Source organism: Flavobacterium frigidimaris (assembly GCF_002217275.1).
GTDB lineage: Bacteria > Bacteroidota > Bacteroidia > Flavobacteriales > Flavobacteriaceae > Flavobacterium > Flavobacterium aquidurense.
In genome coordinates this window covers 47711-64118 of record NZ_MUGV01000010.1, presented here as the reverse complement: position 1 = coordinate 64118, position 16408 = coordinate 47711, and the positions used below count along the sequence as shown (strand labels likewise).

General features: G+C 34.7%; 13 protein-coding genes. 9 read left to right on the top strand and 4 right to left on the bottom strand.

Annotated elements, in window-relative coordinates; translation table 11 throughout:
• Positions 1-4: 4 nt before the first annotated feature.
• Positions 5-1126, bottom strand: coding sequence for a hypothetical protein (locus B0A65_RS05220; RefSeq protein WP_074657789.1), 1122 nt, complete (start codon positions 1124-1126; stop codon positions 5-7).
• 317 nt (positions 1127-1443) lie between these two features.
• On the opposite strand from B0A65_RS05220, the gene B0A65_RS05215 reads away from it, so the two are divergent.
• From B0A65_RS05215 to B0A65_RS05195, 5 genes are all read left to right on the top strand, one after another.
• The gene (locus B0A65_RS05215; protein ID WP_242670237.1) at positions 1444-1767 is read left to right on the top strand and encodes a DUF6660 family protein; all 324 of its coding nucleotides are present in this window, start codon (positions 1444-1446) and stop codon (positions 1765-1767) included.
• A gap of 105 nt (positions 1768-1872) precedes the next feature.
• Positions 1873-5016: an efflux RND transporter permease subunit gene (locus tag B0A65_RS05210; protein ID WP_074657791.1), complete on the top strand. Its 3144-nt coding sequence runs from the start codon at positions 1873-1875 to the stop codon at positions 5014-5016.
• A gap of 16 nt (positions 5017-5032) precedes the next feature.
• A complete protein-coding gene (locus B0A65_RS05205) occupies positions 5033-6280 on the top strand; it encodes a TolC family protein (RefSeq protein WP_074657793.1) in 1248 nt (415 codons plus the stop codon).
• Positions 6281-6284: 4 nt separating this feature from the next.
• On the top strand, positions 6285-7532 hold the full coding sequence (locus tag B0A65_RS05200) for an efflux RND transporter periplasmic adaptor subunit (protein ID WP_083370370.1): 1248 nt from the start codon (positions 6285-6287) through the stop codon (positions 7530-7532).
• Positions 7533-7755: 223 nt separating this feature from the next.
• On the top strand, positions 7756-9750 hold the full coding sequence (locus B0A65_RS05195) for a heavy metal translocating P-type ATPase (RefSeq protein WP_074657795.1): 1995 nt from the start codon (positions 7756-7758) through the stop codon (positions 9748-9750).
• A gap of 70 nt (positions 9751-9820) precedes the next feature.
• Here the strand turns inward: B0A65_RS05195 and B0A65_RS05190 are convergent, their stop codons facing one another.
• Together B0A65_RS05190 and B0A65_RS05185 are read right to left on the bottom strand one after the other, a co-directional pair.
• Positions 9821-10219 carry a tautomerase family protein gene (locus B0A65_RS05190; protein ID WP_074657797.1) on the bottom strand — a complete coding sequence of 133 codons (399 nt, stop codon included), beginning with the start codon at positions 10217-10219 and terminating at the stop codon, positions 9821-9823.
• Between the two features lie 65 nt (positions 10220-10284).
• Complete coding sequence (locus tag B0A65_RS05185) at positions 10285-10935, bottom strand: VOC family protein (protein WP_074657799.1); 651 nt, start codon at positions 10933-10935, stop codon at positions 10285-10287.
• A 277-nt stretch (positions 10936-11212) separates the two neighbouring features.
• Between B0A65_RS05185 and B0A65_RS05180 the strand changes: the two genes are divergently transcribed.
• The gene (locus B0A65_RS05180) at positions 11213-12652 is read left to right on the top strand and encodes a serine hydrolase domain-containing protein (protein ID WP_083370371.1); all 1440 of its coding nucleotides are present in this window, start codon (positions 11213-11215) and stop codon (positions 12650-12652) included.
• 22 nt (positions 12653-12674) lie between these two features.
• Here the strand turns inward: B0A65_RS05180 and B0A65_RS05175 are convergent, their stop codons facing one another.
• Positions 12675-13109: a DUF1810 domain-containing protein gene (locus B0A65_RS05175; protein ID WP_074657803.1), complete on the bottom strand. Its 435-nt coding sequence runs from the start codon at positions 13107-13109 to the stop codon at positions 12675-12677.
• Positions 13110-13519: 410 nt separating this feature from the next.
• Between B0A65_RS05175 and B0A65_RS05170 the strand changes: the two genes are divergently transcribed.
• The 3 genes from B0A65_RS05170 (at position 13520) to B0A65_RS05160 (ending at position 16399) form a co-directional block, all read left to right on the top strand.
• Positions 13520-14269, top strand: a complete 750-nt coding sequence (locus B0A65_RS05170) for a 4-hydroxy-tetrahydrodipicolinate reductase (protein ID WP_074657805.1) — start codon at positions 13520-13522, stop codon at positions 14267-14269.
• A gap of 358 nt (positions 14270-14627) precedes the next feature.
• Positions 14628-15065: a MarR family winged helix-turn-helix transcriptional regulator gene (locus B0A65_RS05165; RefSeq protein ID WP_083370372.1), complete on the top strand. Its 438-nt coding sequence runs from the start codon at positions 14628-14630 to the stop codon at positions 15063-15065.
• Between the two features lie 5 nt (positions 15066-15070).
• A complete protein-coding gene (locus B0A65_RS05160) occupies positions 15071-16399 on the top strand; it encodes a S41 family peptidase (RefSeq protein WP_074657807.1) in 1329 nt (442 codons plus the stop codon).
• The last annotated feature ends 9 nt before the right edge of the window (positions 16400-16408 follow it).

Below are 16408 nucleotides of genomic sequence, written 5' to 3'. Positions count from 1 at the left end.
TGGATTAAAGTCCAAAACGATACTGAAGACTTCCTAATGCTTGTGTACGGCTGCCTAAGAAACCAACTTCAGCGCGAAACATTACGTGTTTGCTAAATTGATATTGAGATCCAATAATGAAATTCCACATGTCTTTAGGTCTTTTTTGCAGCGAATATTGAACAGATGAATCTGAAGCCGTACTTAAGGCACCATCTAATGTGCTTAAAAATGTTCCGGCTCTTTCAAGCGCACGATCTGCAGTATTATGTTTGGCAACATTCACGGGATTTTTTTGCTCAGCCGGACTTAGGCCAGCCCACCAGCTATCTACTTTTGTTTGATTTTCAGAAACTTTTGCAAGACCGTTATCTACTTTTACCTGGGCATCAGATAAATCTATAAAATCAGACAAAGGCAAATCACCATTCGTATCACCGGAAATATGAACTCTAAAGGCTCCAACCCAAACAGCAATATTGGTTTCTGGTTTAGGTAATTTAAACGTTTTTCCTAATCTTGGTCCAAAAATATAAGAGAAAGCAGGCTTATCAAGAGAACTAATATCAGTCCACGCCATATTCATATCAAGTGCAAGCCAGCCTCCGCCAATACCAATTGTTGGCGTCATACCCAAACCAAAGGTGGTAGCATCAAAATTAGCCTTGGTACTAAAACTTGCAATTTGAGACCAATTATTATCGGCATCCGGGATATAAATTCCGGCATTAATTTTAGTGGCTGTTTTGGCTTTTCCAAAAATTCCATAAATATTCAGGAAAGGAAGTAGCCAAATATCAGGTCTAATGGTTAAGGCACCGGCTTCTACAGTAGATTTGTCAAAACGGACGATTTCATCTAAGTTATATTGAGGGCCATGATTGAACCCAATATTTAAATCATTTATAACAATTTCAGATTCCTGCCAAAAATAATTTACAGAAACTCCAGCAGAATAAGGTAATTTATATCCTTTTTGAGCCACTTTTTCTCCCCAGATCGGTAAGGCATATGGGTATTTTTCTGTTTTAAGGCTGTCTTTTAGCTGTTCATTTTTTTTACCTACTATTTTGTCAGTGTAAACCTGACCAAAAATTTGCATGCTAAAGAATAATAATGAGGCTGATATTAGTGTATTACATTTCATTGATTGTAGTGTTATAAAAATTAATTAATAGAACTGCGAAAAATAAATAGGTAACTAATGTATTCTTGAAAAAATGTATGTTAAAGTCTGTATTGTAATTGAATAGGCTTTTGTAATTTAAAAATTGATTTGGGTCAATATGTTAATTATTGTTAAAGTTAAATAAATTTTCTTACCATTTGCAATCTTTTTTAAGAAAGTACAATTTCAAAACAAAAATATATTTCTTCTATTTACCAAAAAGAAGATCGTTTTTACAAACATCATTTTCAATATTTTAGATTTTTTATAACAGAATAAGTATTATTTTTACAGCTATGAAATGGATAACAATACTATTATCAATTTATTTGATGGCACTTTCAAATATGCCCTGTGCAGATATGGAAGTGGATAGTCCTGTGCATAAAACGGCTCAGTTTTCATCTGAAGCCAACCATTCTCATAACAAAGACAATGATTTGTGCTCTCCTTTTTGCGCTTGTAATTGTTGCGGCGCCCAGGTTTTAACCTATCAGTCCACTGTAAGTATTGAATTCCCAGTAGCTTTTGAACTTATATCAAAAGCAGTACCCAATTATAATTCTGTTTTTGCTTCCAATTTCTACGGAAGTATTTGGCAACCTCCTCAAATAGCATAATGATTCCGGTTTCGATGGCTATCGGAAATCGGTTAGAGCGTTGTGGATTTTCCACAAAATGAATAGACAAACTTTGTCTAATTTCTCACGTCATTATATATTCAAATGTTAGATAAAATTATACAGTTCAGTATAAAGAATAAGTTCTTTATATTGCTATTTACCCTTGTATTAATTGCCTGGGGAAGTTATTCGCTTAAAAATTTACCGTTAGATGCCTTACCTGATGTTACTAATAATCAGGTGCAAATTATTACGACAGCGCCTACTTTAGCCAGTCAGGAAGTCGAGCAACTAATTACGTATCCGTTGGAACAGGCAGTAAAAACGGTTCCGGATATTATAGAACTCCGTAGTATTTCACGCTTTGGATTGTCTGTCGTAACCGTCGTTTTTGAAGACGACGTCGATATTTATTGGGCCAGGGAACAAATATTTCAACGCTTAAAACAAGCCGAAGAAAACATTCCTGCTTATGCCGGTTCGCCTGAATTGGCACCTATAACCACAGGTTTGGGAGAAATTTACCAATATGATGTTTATGCTAAAAAAGGTTATGAAAACAAATATGATGCGATACAGTTAAGAACCATTCAGGATTGGATCATTATTCCGCAATTGCAGGGAATTAAAGGTGTCGCCGATATCAGTACCTGGGGGGGAAAACTAAAACAATATGAAATTGCGGTCAACCCAAATACATTAAACAGTCTTGGCGTTACGATTACCGAAATTTTTGACGCTTTAGAAAAAAACAATCAAAATACCGGAGGAGCCTATATTGAAAAAGATCAATACGCCTATTTTATTCGTGGTGTCGGAATGGCGAAAGGTGTAAAAGACCTGGGAAATGTTGTGGTGAAAAATCGCAATGGTTCGCCCGTTTTAGTGCGTGATGTTGCCGAAGTTCGCGAAGGAATTGCACTGCGTTACGGGGCTTCAACCAAAGATGGAAAAGGAGAAATCGTTTCGGGTTTGGTTTTGATGTTGAAAGGAGAAAACTCCAGCGCAGTGGTGAATCGAATTCATGAAAGAATGGTTCAGATTAATAAAAGCCTGCCAGAAGGAGTTGTTGCGGAAGCCTTTATTGACAGAGGAAAATTGGTAGACAGTGCTATCGGGACAGTAACAAAAAACCTTTTGGAAGGAGCCTTAATCGTCATTTTTGTGCTGATTTTATTTCTGGGGAATTTACGTGCCGGATTGATCGTCGCTTCGGTTATTCCGTTAGCCATGCTTTTTGCTGTGATTTTGATGAATGCTTTTGGTGTAAGCGGAAATTTAATGAGTCTCGGCGCGATCGATTTTGGAATTATTGTCGATGGTGCCGTTATTATAGTAGAAGCAACGATGCATCATCTGCAAAAACTCAAAAGGAATAAGGATTTAACGCAAGACGAAATGGATGTTGAAGTTTACAATTCGGCTTCAAAAATCAGAAATAGTGCCGCTTTTGGAGAAATCATTATTCTAATCGTATATCTTCCTATTTTGGCTTTAATTGGTACCGAAGGCAAAATGTTCAAACCAATGGCAATGACCGTTGGGTTTGCCGTAATTGGAGCCTTTTTACTTTCGTTGACATACGTGCCAATGATGAGCGCGTTATTCTTATCCAAAAATACAGAACACAAAGCCAATTTTAGTGACCGAATGATGGTTTGGCTGGAGAACTTATATACACCATTTTTAGAGAAAGCATTACAGTTTAAAAAGATAGTTTTGGGAATCTCAGTAGGTTTGTTTGCTGTCGCCTTACTGGTTTTTAATAGTATGGGAGGCGAATTTATTCCGACTATTGAAGAAGGTGATTTGGCTATAAACGTATCTATTATGACCGGAAGTTCGCTTACGCAGATGGTAGAAACGACAACAAAACTGGAAAAAATACTTAAAGATAAATTTCCGGAAATTAAAACGATAGTAGCCAAAATAGGTAGTGGAGAAATCCCAACCGATCCGATGCCAATTGAAAGTGGCGATTTGATTATTGTTTTGAAAGACAAGAAAGAGTGGAAAGGCAAATACCATAACTGGGAAGATTTGGCCAATGCCATGAAAGAAGAAATGGAAGTGATTCCGGGCTCTAATATTGAGATTTCACAGCCTATCCAGATGCGCTTTAACGAATTGATGACAGGAAGCCGAAGTGATATTGCCATCAAAATTTTTGGAGATGATTTAGAGATTTTAGATGTTAAAGCAACGGAGTTAATTTCAAAGATTAAAAATATTGAAGGAATTGGAGATTTAAAAGCCGATAAAGTAACCGGTTTGCCGCAGATTACAATCAAATACGATTATAATAAAATCGCTTTATACGGATTGAATATTTCAGACATCAACCAAATCATTCGTTCGTCATTTGCAGGAGAAAGCGCCGGAAAAATCTATGAGGAAAGTAAAAGATTTGATGTAGTGGTGAGAATGAATCAGGACAATCGTGCTGATATTACCGATGTGAGTAATTTGTTTATTCCGCTTCCAAACGGGCAACAGGTACCACTTTCACAAGTTGCTTCAGTTGATTATGAGCAAGGCCCGGTTCAGGTAACACGTGAAGACGGAAAACGAAGAATTACCGTTGGTCTAAACGTGCGCGGACGCGATATTAAAAGCGTTGTGGAAGAAATTCAGGAGCGATTAGTTCGGGATTTTAATCTTCCTTCAGGGTATTACGTAACATACGGCGGACAATTTGAGAATTTAATCGAAGCCACAAACCGATTAATGGTCGCATTACCAATTGCTTTGGGATTGATCTTGATTTTGCTGTATCTGACTTTCAACAGTTTTAAACAAGCCGGGTTAATTTTTACTGCCATTCCGTTATCGGCAATTGGTGGGGTTTTTGCCCTTTGGATGCGAGGTATGCCGTTTAGTATTTCGGCCGGAATTGGTTTTATAGCCTTGTTCGGAATTGCTGTTTTAAACGGAATCGTTCTGATTTCGTATTTCAATCAATTAAAAGCAGAAGGAATACTCGATCCGTTACAAAGAGTTTTAATCGGAACCAAAACCAGATTACGTCCCGTTTTAATGACAGCAGCCGTAGCTTCTTTGGGATTTTTGCCAATGGCATTGTCAACAAGCGGTGGGGCAGAGGTACAGAAGCCTTTGGCAACCGTTGTTATTGGAGGTTTGGTTTCAGCGACATTATTGACATTAATTGTTCTGCCGATTCTGTATTTACTATTGGAGCGTGGACTTAACCGCAAAGAGCGCAAAGATTTACGCAATGAACGCTAAGTAAAAATTAAAGAAAATGAAAAACTCAACATATATATTCAGCCCAAACCCCTTCGCGAACTTCGCGCAAAAAACCTTGCGCACTTTGCGGTTAGGAACGTTCCTATTAGTCGGTACGTTTGCACAAGCCCAACAATCCATCAGCTTAGAAAAAGCAATAGAACTAGCCAAAACAAACAACATCGACTTAAAAATTGCCGATAAAGAAATTGAAAAACAAACCGTTCTTAAAAAGACCGCTTTTCAGGCAGAGCCGCTTCAGGTTCAGTATCAGGGTGGGCAGTTTAATAGTGCCGATTTTGATCATAATGTGTCCATTCAGCAATACTTTCCAATCGGGAATATTACAAAAGCGAATCGTCAATTGCAGGAAGAATTAGTAAAACTGGCCGAAAAACGAAAAGCATTATCGTCTTATGAAATTGAAAAAGCGGTAACATTGGCGTATTATCAATATCTGTATGGCGTTTCGATTCAGCAATTAAACTCGGAATTAAATGAAATTTACACCAAATTTTTAAAGAATGCCGAATTGCGTTTTCAAACCGGAGAAAGCGGAAACATTGAAGTGATCAGTGCAAAAGCAAAAGTAAAAGAAATTGAAACACAGAAAGCACAATTGGAATATGACTTGGCCATTTACCAAAAACAATTGCAATTTTTTGTTCAGACAGATGAAAACATAATTCCCGATGAAAAAACGGCTTTAAAATACTCTGTAGTGACGCAAGAAAATTCGAAGGCAGAAGGTTTATTGACGGACTACTATCAACAACAGATTTCGGTTTATCAGAAGGAAACCAATACTTACAAAGCAATGCGAACTCCAAAACTGGGAGTGGGTTATTTTGCTCAAAGTATCAACACTGATTGGTTGTTTCAGGGTTTTACGGCAGGCTTGCAAATTCCGTTGTTTGGCGGAGTAAATTCGGCGAAAGCCAAAGCATCTGAGATTAGTATTTCACAGTCGCAATTGGCTTTGGATAAAAGTAAATTAACGCTAAACCTTCAACAGCAAGAATTACAAAACAATTTTGCAAAACAGCAAAAAGCACTCGATTATTACCAGAATGAAGGTTTGCAATATGCCGATCAGATTATCAGCACAGCTCAAAAAAGTTATGCCAATGGTGATATGAGTTATTGGTCGTACATCAGTTTTTTAAATCAGGCGATTGATATTAAAAAACAATATGCCGAGGCGACTCATAACTTTAACCAAAGCGCTATCGAACTTCAATTTCCAACTATCAAAAATTATTAAAAAAATGAAAAATAGACTAAGTAATTTAACCGCAATCCCGATAGCTATCGGGAGCAAAGGTTTTACGCAAAGTTCGCAAAGGATAGCAGCCTACAGCTTATTGCTTATAGCCTATAGCGTACTAATAAGCTGTAATGAAAAGAAAGAGGAAGAAACGCATGAAGAAGAAAAATCATCTACAGAAGTTGCTTTAACGGCTTCTCAATATAAAACTATTGGCATTGAAACGGGTTTTGTAGAAAACAGAAATCTCAATAAAGTAATTAAAGCAAACGGGTACACAACCGTTCCACCGCAAAATTCTGCTGAAGTTTCGACTTTAATTGGCGGAACTGTGAAAGATATTTTTGTTCTGGAAGGCACTTTTGTGAATAAAGGGAAAGTTTTGGCTACGATTCAAAATTTAGAAGTGATTGAAATGCAGGAAGAATACCATTCGGCTACAGCCAATATCGAATATTTGCAATTGGAATACAATCGCCAGAAAACATTGAGTGATGAAAATGTAAATCCGAGGAAAACTTTTCAGGAAGTAAAAGCAAAACTGGCAGCAGAAAGAGCAAAAGCACAGGCAGCGAAAAATAAACTGGAAGCGTTGCATGTAAGCACAAAAGGAAGTACTTCACTAGTACCCATTGTAGCTCCAATAAGTGGTTACGTTGGTAAAATAAGCATTGCAAAAGGTGCTTATGCCCAAACCGGAGTTTCGTTGTTTGAAGTGGTTGATAACAGCCAAATGCATTTGGATCTCAATGTTTATGAGAAAGATTTAGGATCTATTTCACTAGGTCAGGTAATTGATTTTGTATTGACGAATCAATCGAATAAATCAATTAAAGGAAAGATATTCGGAATCAATAAATCCTTTTCAAATGAAAGCAAAACGGTTGCTGTTCACGCTAAAATCGAATCGGCAGATGCGAAAGGATTAATTCCGGGAATGTATGTTTCGGCGAATATTAATATCACAAACGCTACTGTTCCTGCTTTACCAAAAGACGCTGTGGTTCGAAATGCCGATAAGTATTTTGTTTTTGTTGAAGAAGACGAACACAAAGAGAAATCGGAGAATAAAGAAAATCACGAGAAAGAAATTCATTTTAAAGCCATAGAAGTAATTCCCGGAACGACAGATTTAGGTTTTACAGAAGTGAAGTTTGTTGATGAAATTGCACCAAATGCTAAAATTGTTACGGAAGGAGCTTTTTATTTATTATCTGCGATGAAAGGCGGAGGCGAACATGAGCATTAAAATAGTTTTCTTTGTTTAAGGTTTCAAGTTTCAAGTTGAGAAACTTTGCGACTTAGCGCCTTTGCGCGATTAAATAAAAAAATATTAGATAAAAACAATTGTCGTAAAATATGTAACTTTAGAAAGTGTTTCATTTAGAACGTGGATGACGCGGATTTTAGATCCAATCCAGGCATCAACATAAAACCTGAAACCTGAAACAAAATAAACTTGAAACTTCCCTATGGAACATACAGAAGAAAAAATAATAAAAAAGAAAACAAATCAATCCGGTTGCTGTTCAGCACACGAAGAACACCATCATACCGACGATGACGGGCACGATCACGATCACGATCACGAACATAATGCAGATGGAAATGTATTTCAAATGTTTCTTCCTGCAATAATTTCTTTTATTTTATTGCTCATCGGAATTGGGTTTGATAATTATTTTCCACAAAGCTGGTTTTCCGGTTATGTTAGAATTGGATGGTATATTATCGCTTATTTGCCAGTTGGAATTCCGGTTTTGAAAGAAGCTTATGAAAGCATTACAAAAGGTGATGTCTTTTCAGAATTTTTCCTGATGTGTATTGCCACGATCGGTGCTTTTGCTATTGGAGAATATCCTGAAGGCGTTGCGGTTATGCTGTTTTACACTATTGGTGAAAACTTTCAGGGATTGGCAGTTAGCAGGGCAAAATCAAACATTAAGAGTTTATTAGATCAACGTCCGGACGAAGTAAATATCATTGAAAATAATGTGGCGACAAAAGTCAAAGCGGCTGATGTTAAAATAGGAGCGATTATTCAGCTTAAAGCGGGAGAAAAATTAGGTTTAGACGGAGAATTATTATCTGATACCGCTTCGTTTAATACCGCTGCACTTACAGGTGAAAGTAAACCTGCAACAAAAGTAAAAGGAGAAACCGTTTTAGCGGGAATGATTAACGGAAATACCATAGCACAGGTAAAGGTTACGACCGATTATAAAGACAGTAAATTGTCCAGAATCCTTGAAATGGTTCAGAATGCCACCACTAAAAAAGCACCGGCTGAATTGTTTATCCGAAAATTTGCCAAAATTTATACGCCTATTGTCGTGTATTTGGCCATTGCAATTTGTTTGCTTCCAATGCTTTTTGTGGATCATTATATCTTTAGCGATTGGCTGTACAGGGCTTTGGTTTTTCTGGTAATTTCTTGTCCTTGTGCCTTAGTTATCAGTATTCCGCTTGGGTATTTTGGTGGAATTGGAGCTGCGAGTAAAAACGGAATTCTCTTTAAAGGAAGTAATTTCCTGGACAGTATTTCGACGATTCAAAATGTTGTAATGGATAAAACCGGCACCATGACCGAAGGTGTTTTTAAGGTACAGGAAGTTATTATTTCAGAGGATTTAGATAAAGAAGAAATTCTGAAATTAGTCAATGCTTTAGAAAGCCAGAGTACACATCCGGTGGCGACGGCTATTCATAATCATGTTGGAGCGATAGATTCTTCGATTGAATTGAAAAATGTAGAAGAAATTTCAGGACACGGATTAAAAGCGGAAATAAACGGAAAAGAACTTCATGTGGGGAATTTCAAATTAATGGATAAATTCAATATTAAATATGATTTGGATCCCAATTCGGTGATTTACACTACGATTGCTATCGCTTATGATAAGAAGTTTGCCGGCTATTTAACCATCGCAGATGAAATAAAAGAAGATGCTCAGGAAACGGTAAGTAAACTAAAAGCATTAGGAGTTAAAGTAACAATGCTGAGCGGCGATAAAACCAATGTGGTACAATTTGTGGCAGATAAACTCGGAATTACAAATGCTTTTGGGGATTTGCTTCCGGAAGATAAAGTCAATAAACTAAACGATATTAAAGCCAAAAATCAAACCGTAGCTTTTGTTGGCGATGGTGTAAATGATGCACCTGTTATTGCCTTAAGCACAGTTGGAATTGCGATGGGAGGTTTAGGAAGCGATGCCACGATCGAAACCGCTGATATCGTTATCCAGGATGATAAACCAAGCAAAATTCCGATGGCAATTAACATCGGAAAACAAACTAAAAAAATTGTCTGGCAAAATATTACCTTGGCTTTTGTAGTAAAAGCTTTTGTATTGATTCTAGGTGCAGGCGGACTTGCAACCATGTGGGAAGCTGTTTTTGCTGATGTTGGAGTGGCGCTGTTGGCGATATTAAATGCGGTTAGAATTCAGAAAATGAAGTTTTAATAATTTCAAAGTGACGAAAAATTGAAGCCCAACTCATTAATTTGAATTGGGCTTTCTAATTTTGTTAAAATTATTTCTTCAAATGTTTAGGTTCCTGAATTTCTCCGTTGCCGAAAGACCAATTCTCTAAACCATTATTTTCCAGTACAACAATAATAACATTATTGATCAAAATTGCTGTAGAAGATGAAATTCTGGTCGCAATCTGATGGTATAATTTCTTTTTCTGTTCCAAAGTTCTGCCTTGTCCGGCAATAATCTGAACGTAAATTATTTCTTCAGAATGGGAAATGCCGAGGTAACTCTCGGGATATTTTATTTGATGAGTTTCTAATTCTTCTATAACATGAAAATAATCAGCTGCAGGAATATGAAATTCTTCGATCAAAGATTGATGAATTGCTTCTGAAATAGTATTTTTTGTTTCTAATGAAAGTTTCTTTGGAAGACTGATTCTGACAAACGGCATTTTTGTGTGTGTTTTGTTTTCTGTAAAAATAAAGAATAGTAAACTTTTAAAAATAAGAAAACGTCTTAAAAATTTAATTTCGTTTGAACTCCCTTATTTTCAATTCTAATATCGGTTTTATTGCTTTTTGAGGGAATTTGAGTTGGATACCAATTTCGATATGGTTTTACTATAATAAGCAAACCATTATCATCACCAATCGCAGCAAAATTTTCGCTATTGTAATTTTTTGCAAAAAAATCCAATCCATGTTTTTCTATTAATTCGGTACCTAATTCCATTGGGTTTTCGTGCACAATACCAATTTCACTAATGTTTAATACAGATCTGGAACTGAATTGCTTTATTTGAAAATTATCCAAATCATGTCGGGCAATAAACTCCAGCAAATTGCCATTGTTGTCGTAAAAATAAACGGCATTGGCATTCCAGGTTTCAAAGTTGGCAATGATACGTTTGTCTTCAATAATTAGCAAATCGACCTTCTCTTCACACCATTGAATCGCTTCTTCCAATTTATTTTCAGGAATATTAAAAGCAAAATGATAAATAGAATCAAATTCAGGGTTTTCAATAAATTGTAAAACAGAACTTCCCACGTGAATACTAACGGAATCGGATCTTTTTTCGAGGATTTTAAGTTCAAGGACATCTTTATAAAATGCCTCGGTTTTTTGAATATTGTTGGTTTGAATTGCTATATGTTGGAGTTTCATAACGGGCTTATCTTTGAGAAGAGCAGGCTTCTTTTCGTTTCAAACAAATTTAAAAAATGATAATTTAAATTTTGTACGCTAGCTATTTTAAACATCAATATAAGGATAGTAAATAATTATGAAAAGGTCGTGAAAAACCAATTAACTGCTGATTTTAGTTTTGTATAGTGGTAAATGAATTCTTTTGTATTTATAAAATTTAGCTATAAAATTATATAGAAAGAAAAACTGTAACAAAGAATAGAAAGTAGCGTCTCTTAATGTAAACCAATCTATTATGCTAAAAATACTTATTTCTTTTACTGCTTTATTCTCCTTTACCGTTTCGATGGCACAAGTGCAACCAAAGGTAAGACAGCAATCAAGTGCTCAAATTGACCAATATTTAGCGGAGGTTGTAGGTAAATATAATATTCCGGGAATTTCAGTAGCAGTTATCAAAAATGACAAAGTCATTCATAGAAATAATTATGGACAGGCAAATATTGAATACAATATTCCAATATCCAATAAATCAATTTTCAGAATTTATTCTCTAACAAAAACAATCATTGTAACGGGAGCATTTCAATTAATCGAACAAAATAAATTATCGTTAGAAGATCCTATTTCGAAATATCTCCATGATTTACCAGTTTCCTGGAATTCCGTTCAGGTAAAACATTTGGTTACGCATTCTTCAGGACTTCCTGATATCGTAAATTACGAGCAATTACCAGAAAATGAAGCAAGAGAAAAGGTCTTTGCAGATGCTATTCAATTTGAAAAAGGAGCTAAATTTGAATATAATCAGACTAATTTTTGGCTGCTTCAGAAAATTATCGAAATGATAAGCAAACAGGATATTGAAACGTTTGTCAAAGAAAATCAGTTCAATAAAGATGATAAGGAAGTATTTTTCTCTACAGATTCGAGAGATATTATTTCAAATAGAGTTACACAATATTCTAATTTTGCAACGGGTAAAATGCAAATAGAACTTCCAAATAACGGTAATTACCTAAGTAGCTGTAATGGTCTTAATATTACGATGGAGGCTTTTATACAATGGGATAGTAAATTCAATACGAATAAACTGATTAATGAGAAATCTAAGAAAACGATGTGGGAAATCTTTCCTTATACAAAATCAGATTATAAATTTAGTTTTGGATGGGACCAAAATATAGTAAATGGACATACGTCATATGGTTTTTCAGGAGGAAGAAGAGCTGCTTATCGAAATTTTCCAAAAGATAATTTAAGTATTATATTTTTAGCAAACGGAATTGGTAGTAATGTAGATATTGTAAATATAGTAAATCGTATAGCTTATTTTGTGGATAATGATATTGTTGATTATAATTTTTTAGCATTAGAAACGCTTCAAAAAACGGTCAAAGAAAATATTTCAAACCTAAGAGATACTTTTGTTTCTTTAAAGAAAGATCAAAAATATTCCAATGTCAAATGGGAAGAACATTTAAATACAATTGGATATACACTGCTCTATCAAGATAAAAATGTAGCTGATGCACTCACAGTTTTCAATATAAATGCCAGGGAATATCCTAAATCCAGTAATGCTTTTGATAGTCTTGCGGAAGCCTATGAAGTTAATAATGATACAAAAAACGCTTTATTGAATTATACAAAATCAATGGAATTAAATACAGATCCTACTTATCTTGCAAGGGTTAATAAAAAGATAAAGGAATTAAAGGAAATATCTAAATAAGAAAAGTACACCAATTACATAATCATAAATTACTATACAACAGCTGCAACGTATGAAAGTCAGATGATCCATCAAAATACTTGTGCAAGGCTTCCTGAAATATCGGTTCTGAGTTTTGAATACTGGCAAACAAAGTCAGACAGGATTGTAATTTTTCATCATCAGGGTTTCCGAATATCTCTGTTGCCGTTTTTTCTTCGGTTTTGATTAATTCTTCCGTGATTTCAATTAGATGTTTTCCTAAAATGGGATGTTCCAGAAAAGCTATTGCTTCATCTGCGCTTTTGATTTCGTAAAATTTTGAGGTGTCGCAAGAACCAAACCCTTTTATCTGCGGAAAAACAAACCACATCCAGGGAGATTCTTTTTTACCATTTTTAATTTCAGAAAGCGCTGAAAGGTATAATTTATTCTGCGCGTCTAAAAACCGCATTAATTCGTTATTGTTGTAGGTCATAGGTACTGAATTTGTTTGGGACAATCAGACCATAAAACTACTTAAATTTTGTTTAGTTGTACCTTTTGCAATCTTTTTTTATTGTTGTTTTTCCCAAAAATAGGACAATGAAAAATTATGCGCTTTTTCATGGAGATAAATTGCGAATAATTGATTTAAAGCAAGAAATTAGTAAAGGAGCAATTAATTCTGAAATCAGGAAACAATAATATTTAGCACTATTATTCTGATTAAGGATGCTTTTAATGGTTACAAATACCATTTTTTCCTAGTATTCCCGTTATAATATTTCTATTTTAGCGAGAGAGGATAATTATCAGCTTAGATAATAATTAAATTTTAGACTTGACAAAAACTTCAAAAATTGTCAATTTCTGTTAACGGATATTTCACCCCAAAAAAAATAAATTATGAAAATAGGACTAATCGGATTCGGAAAGACTGGAAAATCAGTAGCATCAATACTACTGGAAAATAAAAAATTCTGCCTGGAGTGGGTTTTAAGACAAAGTACTGTTTTAGAACACAGATCAGTTCCGGAATTTTTCGGAATTCAGTCAGAGGAACCCGGATTAATCTATTCCAGTTCTAAAACCTCAATAGAAGAGCTTTTAGATAAACATCCGGTTGATGTCATTATTGATTTTTCTTCGAATGAAGGTATTTACGAATACGGAGAATTGGCTGCAAAAAGGAATATCAAAATCATTTCGGCCATTTCGCATTATAAAGAAAAAGAACTTCAGTTATTAAAGAAGCTGTCGCATCAAACCACTGTTTTTTGGTCACCAAATATTACACTTGGCGTTAATTATTTACTTTTTGCAGCTAAGTTCCTGAAGAAAATTGCGCCTTGGGTTGATATTGAAGTGAACGAAGAGCATTTTAAAAAGAAAGAAGGAACTTCAGGAACTGCAATTAAAATTGCAGAAGCCTTAGAGGTGGAGAAAGAAAATATTAATTCGGTTAGGGCAGGAGGGATTGTAGGTAAACATGAAGTTATCTTCGGATTTCCCTATCAAACAGTTAGACTGATTCACGAATCCATTTCAAGAGAAGCCTTTGGAAGCGGCGTTGTTTTTGTTGCCGAAAATCTAAAAGACAAACAAAAAGGATTGTATAATTTTGAAGATATTTTATCGCCTTATTTTGCTGTTTGATTTGCCACGAAGGCACTAAGACACTACGTTTTTTTTTAAGTTTTTGAACTTTGTAAAATGTTTTTAATCTCGACATTCCCGGAGTCGCAAAGTTTTTAAGTTTTATACTTGGCTCCTTTGGGACTTTGTGTGCAAGTATCTGGAATGAGAGAAAGAAAACGTAAAAAACAATTATACAAAGTAGTAAATACACAAGCTTTATTTCGTTAATGTTAAAACCCGACACGGTTATAAGACCGGTCGGGTTTTTTATATGCACTAATTCGATGAAAATAAGTATTGAATAAAAATTTGTTTGATATATCAAATAAATAATTATATTTGATATATCAAACAATTTATAAATAAGCGATTTATTATGCAAATGAAAACGCCAACCGGAACCGTACTTTATACGATAGAGCAGACCATAAAAGAATACAGGAAAATTTGCCAAAAAAACATACAAAAGATTGTAAGTGACATTACAGTTGATCAGTGTCTAGTATTAATTATTCTAAATGAAAAACCAAAAATTGCTCAAATAGAGATGGCCAAATTAATGTTTAAGGACAATGCTTCAATTACAAGAATAATTGAATTGATGGTTAAAAAAAACTATTTAATTAGAGAGCCAGATGAATTTGATAAAAGAAAATCGAAACTTATCGTGACTGAAAAAGGTGAAAAAACGATTGTCTTATTGTCTCCTATTTTTAAACTCAATCGGAAAACTGCTCTGGATGGGTTATCTATGGATGAAATCGAATTGCTTGACAAATTGCTGAATAAAATAATTTCAAACTGTAAAATATAATAAAAATGAAACACCTTCTCACTTTAATTTTAGTAGTATTCTCAATTGGCGCTTATTCGCAAAAAGAGGCTGTAAAAGAAGAATTTAAGCTTACTGAATTAAGTAAAAAAACAGTTATTGATTCGCTAACCCAGAAACTTGAAGAATTCTATATAAGACCAAACGCTGTTGCCGATATAAAGGAAAAGTTGAATGAGAATTATAAGAAAGGAACTTATAAGGATATCTCAAATTCAAATGATTTTGCAAGCAAACTTTCAACCGACCTAATAGATTTTAGTAAAGACCTTCATTTTAGAGTGGTTTATGATCCGGAATGGACAGAAAATCAGAAAAATAAAAGCGATAAAGCTGTACAGCAAAAAATTAAGGCGCTGGAATTAGCGGAAGCAAAAAAGAAAAATTTCGGTTTTCAGAAAGTACAGATTTTGGAAGGGAATATTGGCTATTTACAGTTTGATTATTTTGAAGATCCTGCTATCGGAAGTGAAACTGCTGCCGCTACAATGCAATTTTTAAACAATACTGATGCTTTGATTATAGATCTGCGCAAAAATAATGGAGGTGCTATGGAAATGGGGCAATTTATTAGCAGCTATTTTTATTCTGGTGCAGAATTGCCTCTTTATAAATATTACACTTATGAGAAAAACAGAAAGAAAATAGAACGGGAAATGTGGCTTTTACCCTCTGTTCCGGGTAAACGTCTTGCTGATATCGATATCTATATTTTAACGAGTGCCATTACTTTTTCTGCTGCTGAATGGATGAGTTATTCGCTCCAAAATTTAAAACGCGTAACTATCGTTGGTGAAAAAACAGCTGGCGGTGCACATCCAATTGATCGAAAAGTATTGTCAAACGGATTTTCGGTAAATATACCTTTTGGAGAAGTCAAAGATCCAATTACAAATCAGGATTTTGAAGGAAAAGGCGTTATGCCGGATGTTTTGTGCAAAAGTGAAGAAGCTGTAAACACGTCTCATTTATTGGCTTTAGAAAAGCTATCCTCAAAAAATAAAGATTCATTAAATAATTTGAGTTGGTATATTCCCATTGTTAAAAACAGACAAAAACCGTTCGTTGTCGATGGTACAACTTTAAAGTCATACCAAGGCAAATTTGGAAAATCGGAGTTGATTTATGAAGGTGATAATTTATACTATAAGTGGAATAATATGGCAACTTTTCTATTGGCTCCTTTGGAACAGGAATTATTTAGCATTGAGGTTATAGACAGTTTTCGTATCAAAATTATTTCCGAAAAAAATGGAATAACCGGAATTAAAAGAATTTATGAGAATGGACAAGAAAAGACATATAAAAAAGATTAAAATTTAATT

Bases quoted from the DNA above. Each gene is read 5' to 3' on its own strand.
- B0A65_RS05160 (WP_074657807.1), top strand. From the start codon at position 15,071: ATGAAACACCTTCTCACTTTAATTTTAGTAGTATTCTCAATTGGCGCT.
- B0A65_RS05165 (WP_083370372.1), top strand. From the start codon at position 14,628: ATGCAAATGAAAACGCCAACCGGAACCGTACTTTATACGATAGAGCAG.
- B0A65_RS05175 (WP_074657803.1), bottom strand. From the start codon at position 13,109: ATGACCTACAACAATAACGAATTAATGCGGTTTTTAGACGCGCAGAAT.
- B0A65_RS05185 (WP_074657799.1), bottom strand. From the start codon at position 10,935: ATGAAACTCCAACATATAGCAATTCAAACCAACAATATTCAAAAAACC.
- B0A65_RS05200 (WP_083370370.1), top strand. From the start codon at position 6,285: ATGAAAAATAGACTAAGTAATTTAACCGCAATCCCGATAGCTATCGGG.
- B0A65_RS05205 (WP_074657793.1), top strand. From the start codon at position 5,033: ATGAAAAACTCAACATATATATTCAGCCCAAACCCCTTCGCGAACTTC.
- B0A65_RS05220 (WP_074657789.1), bottom strand. From the start codon at position 1,126: ATGAAATGTAATACACTAATATCAGCCTCATTATTATTCTTTAGCATG.
- B0A65_RS05190 (WP_074657797.1), bottom strand. From the start codon at position 10,219: ATGCCGTTTGTCAGAATCAGTCTTCCAAAGAAACTTTCATTAGAAACA.
- B0A65_RS05215 (WP_242670237.1), top strand. From the start codon at position 1,444: ATGAAATGGATAACAATACTATTATCAATTTATTTGATGGCACTTTCA.
- B0A65_RS05170 (WP_074657805.1), top strand. From the start codon at position 13,520: ATGAAAATAGGACTAATCGGATTCGGAAAGACTGGAAAATCAGTAGCA.
- B0A65_RS05210 (WP_074657791.1), top strand. From the start codon at position 1,873: ATGTTAGATAAAATTATACAGTTCAGTATAAAGAATAAGTTCTTTATA.
- B0A65_RS05180 (WP_083370371.1), top strand. From the start codon at position 11,213: ATGCTAAAAATACTTATTTCTTTTACTGCTTTATTCTCCTTTACCGTT.
- B0A65_RS05195 (WP_074657795.1), top strand. From the start codon at position 7,756: ATGGAACATACAGAAGAAAAAATAATAAAAAAGAAAACAAATCAATCC.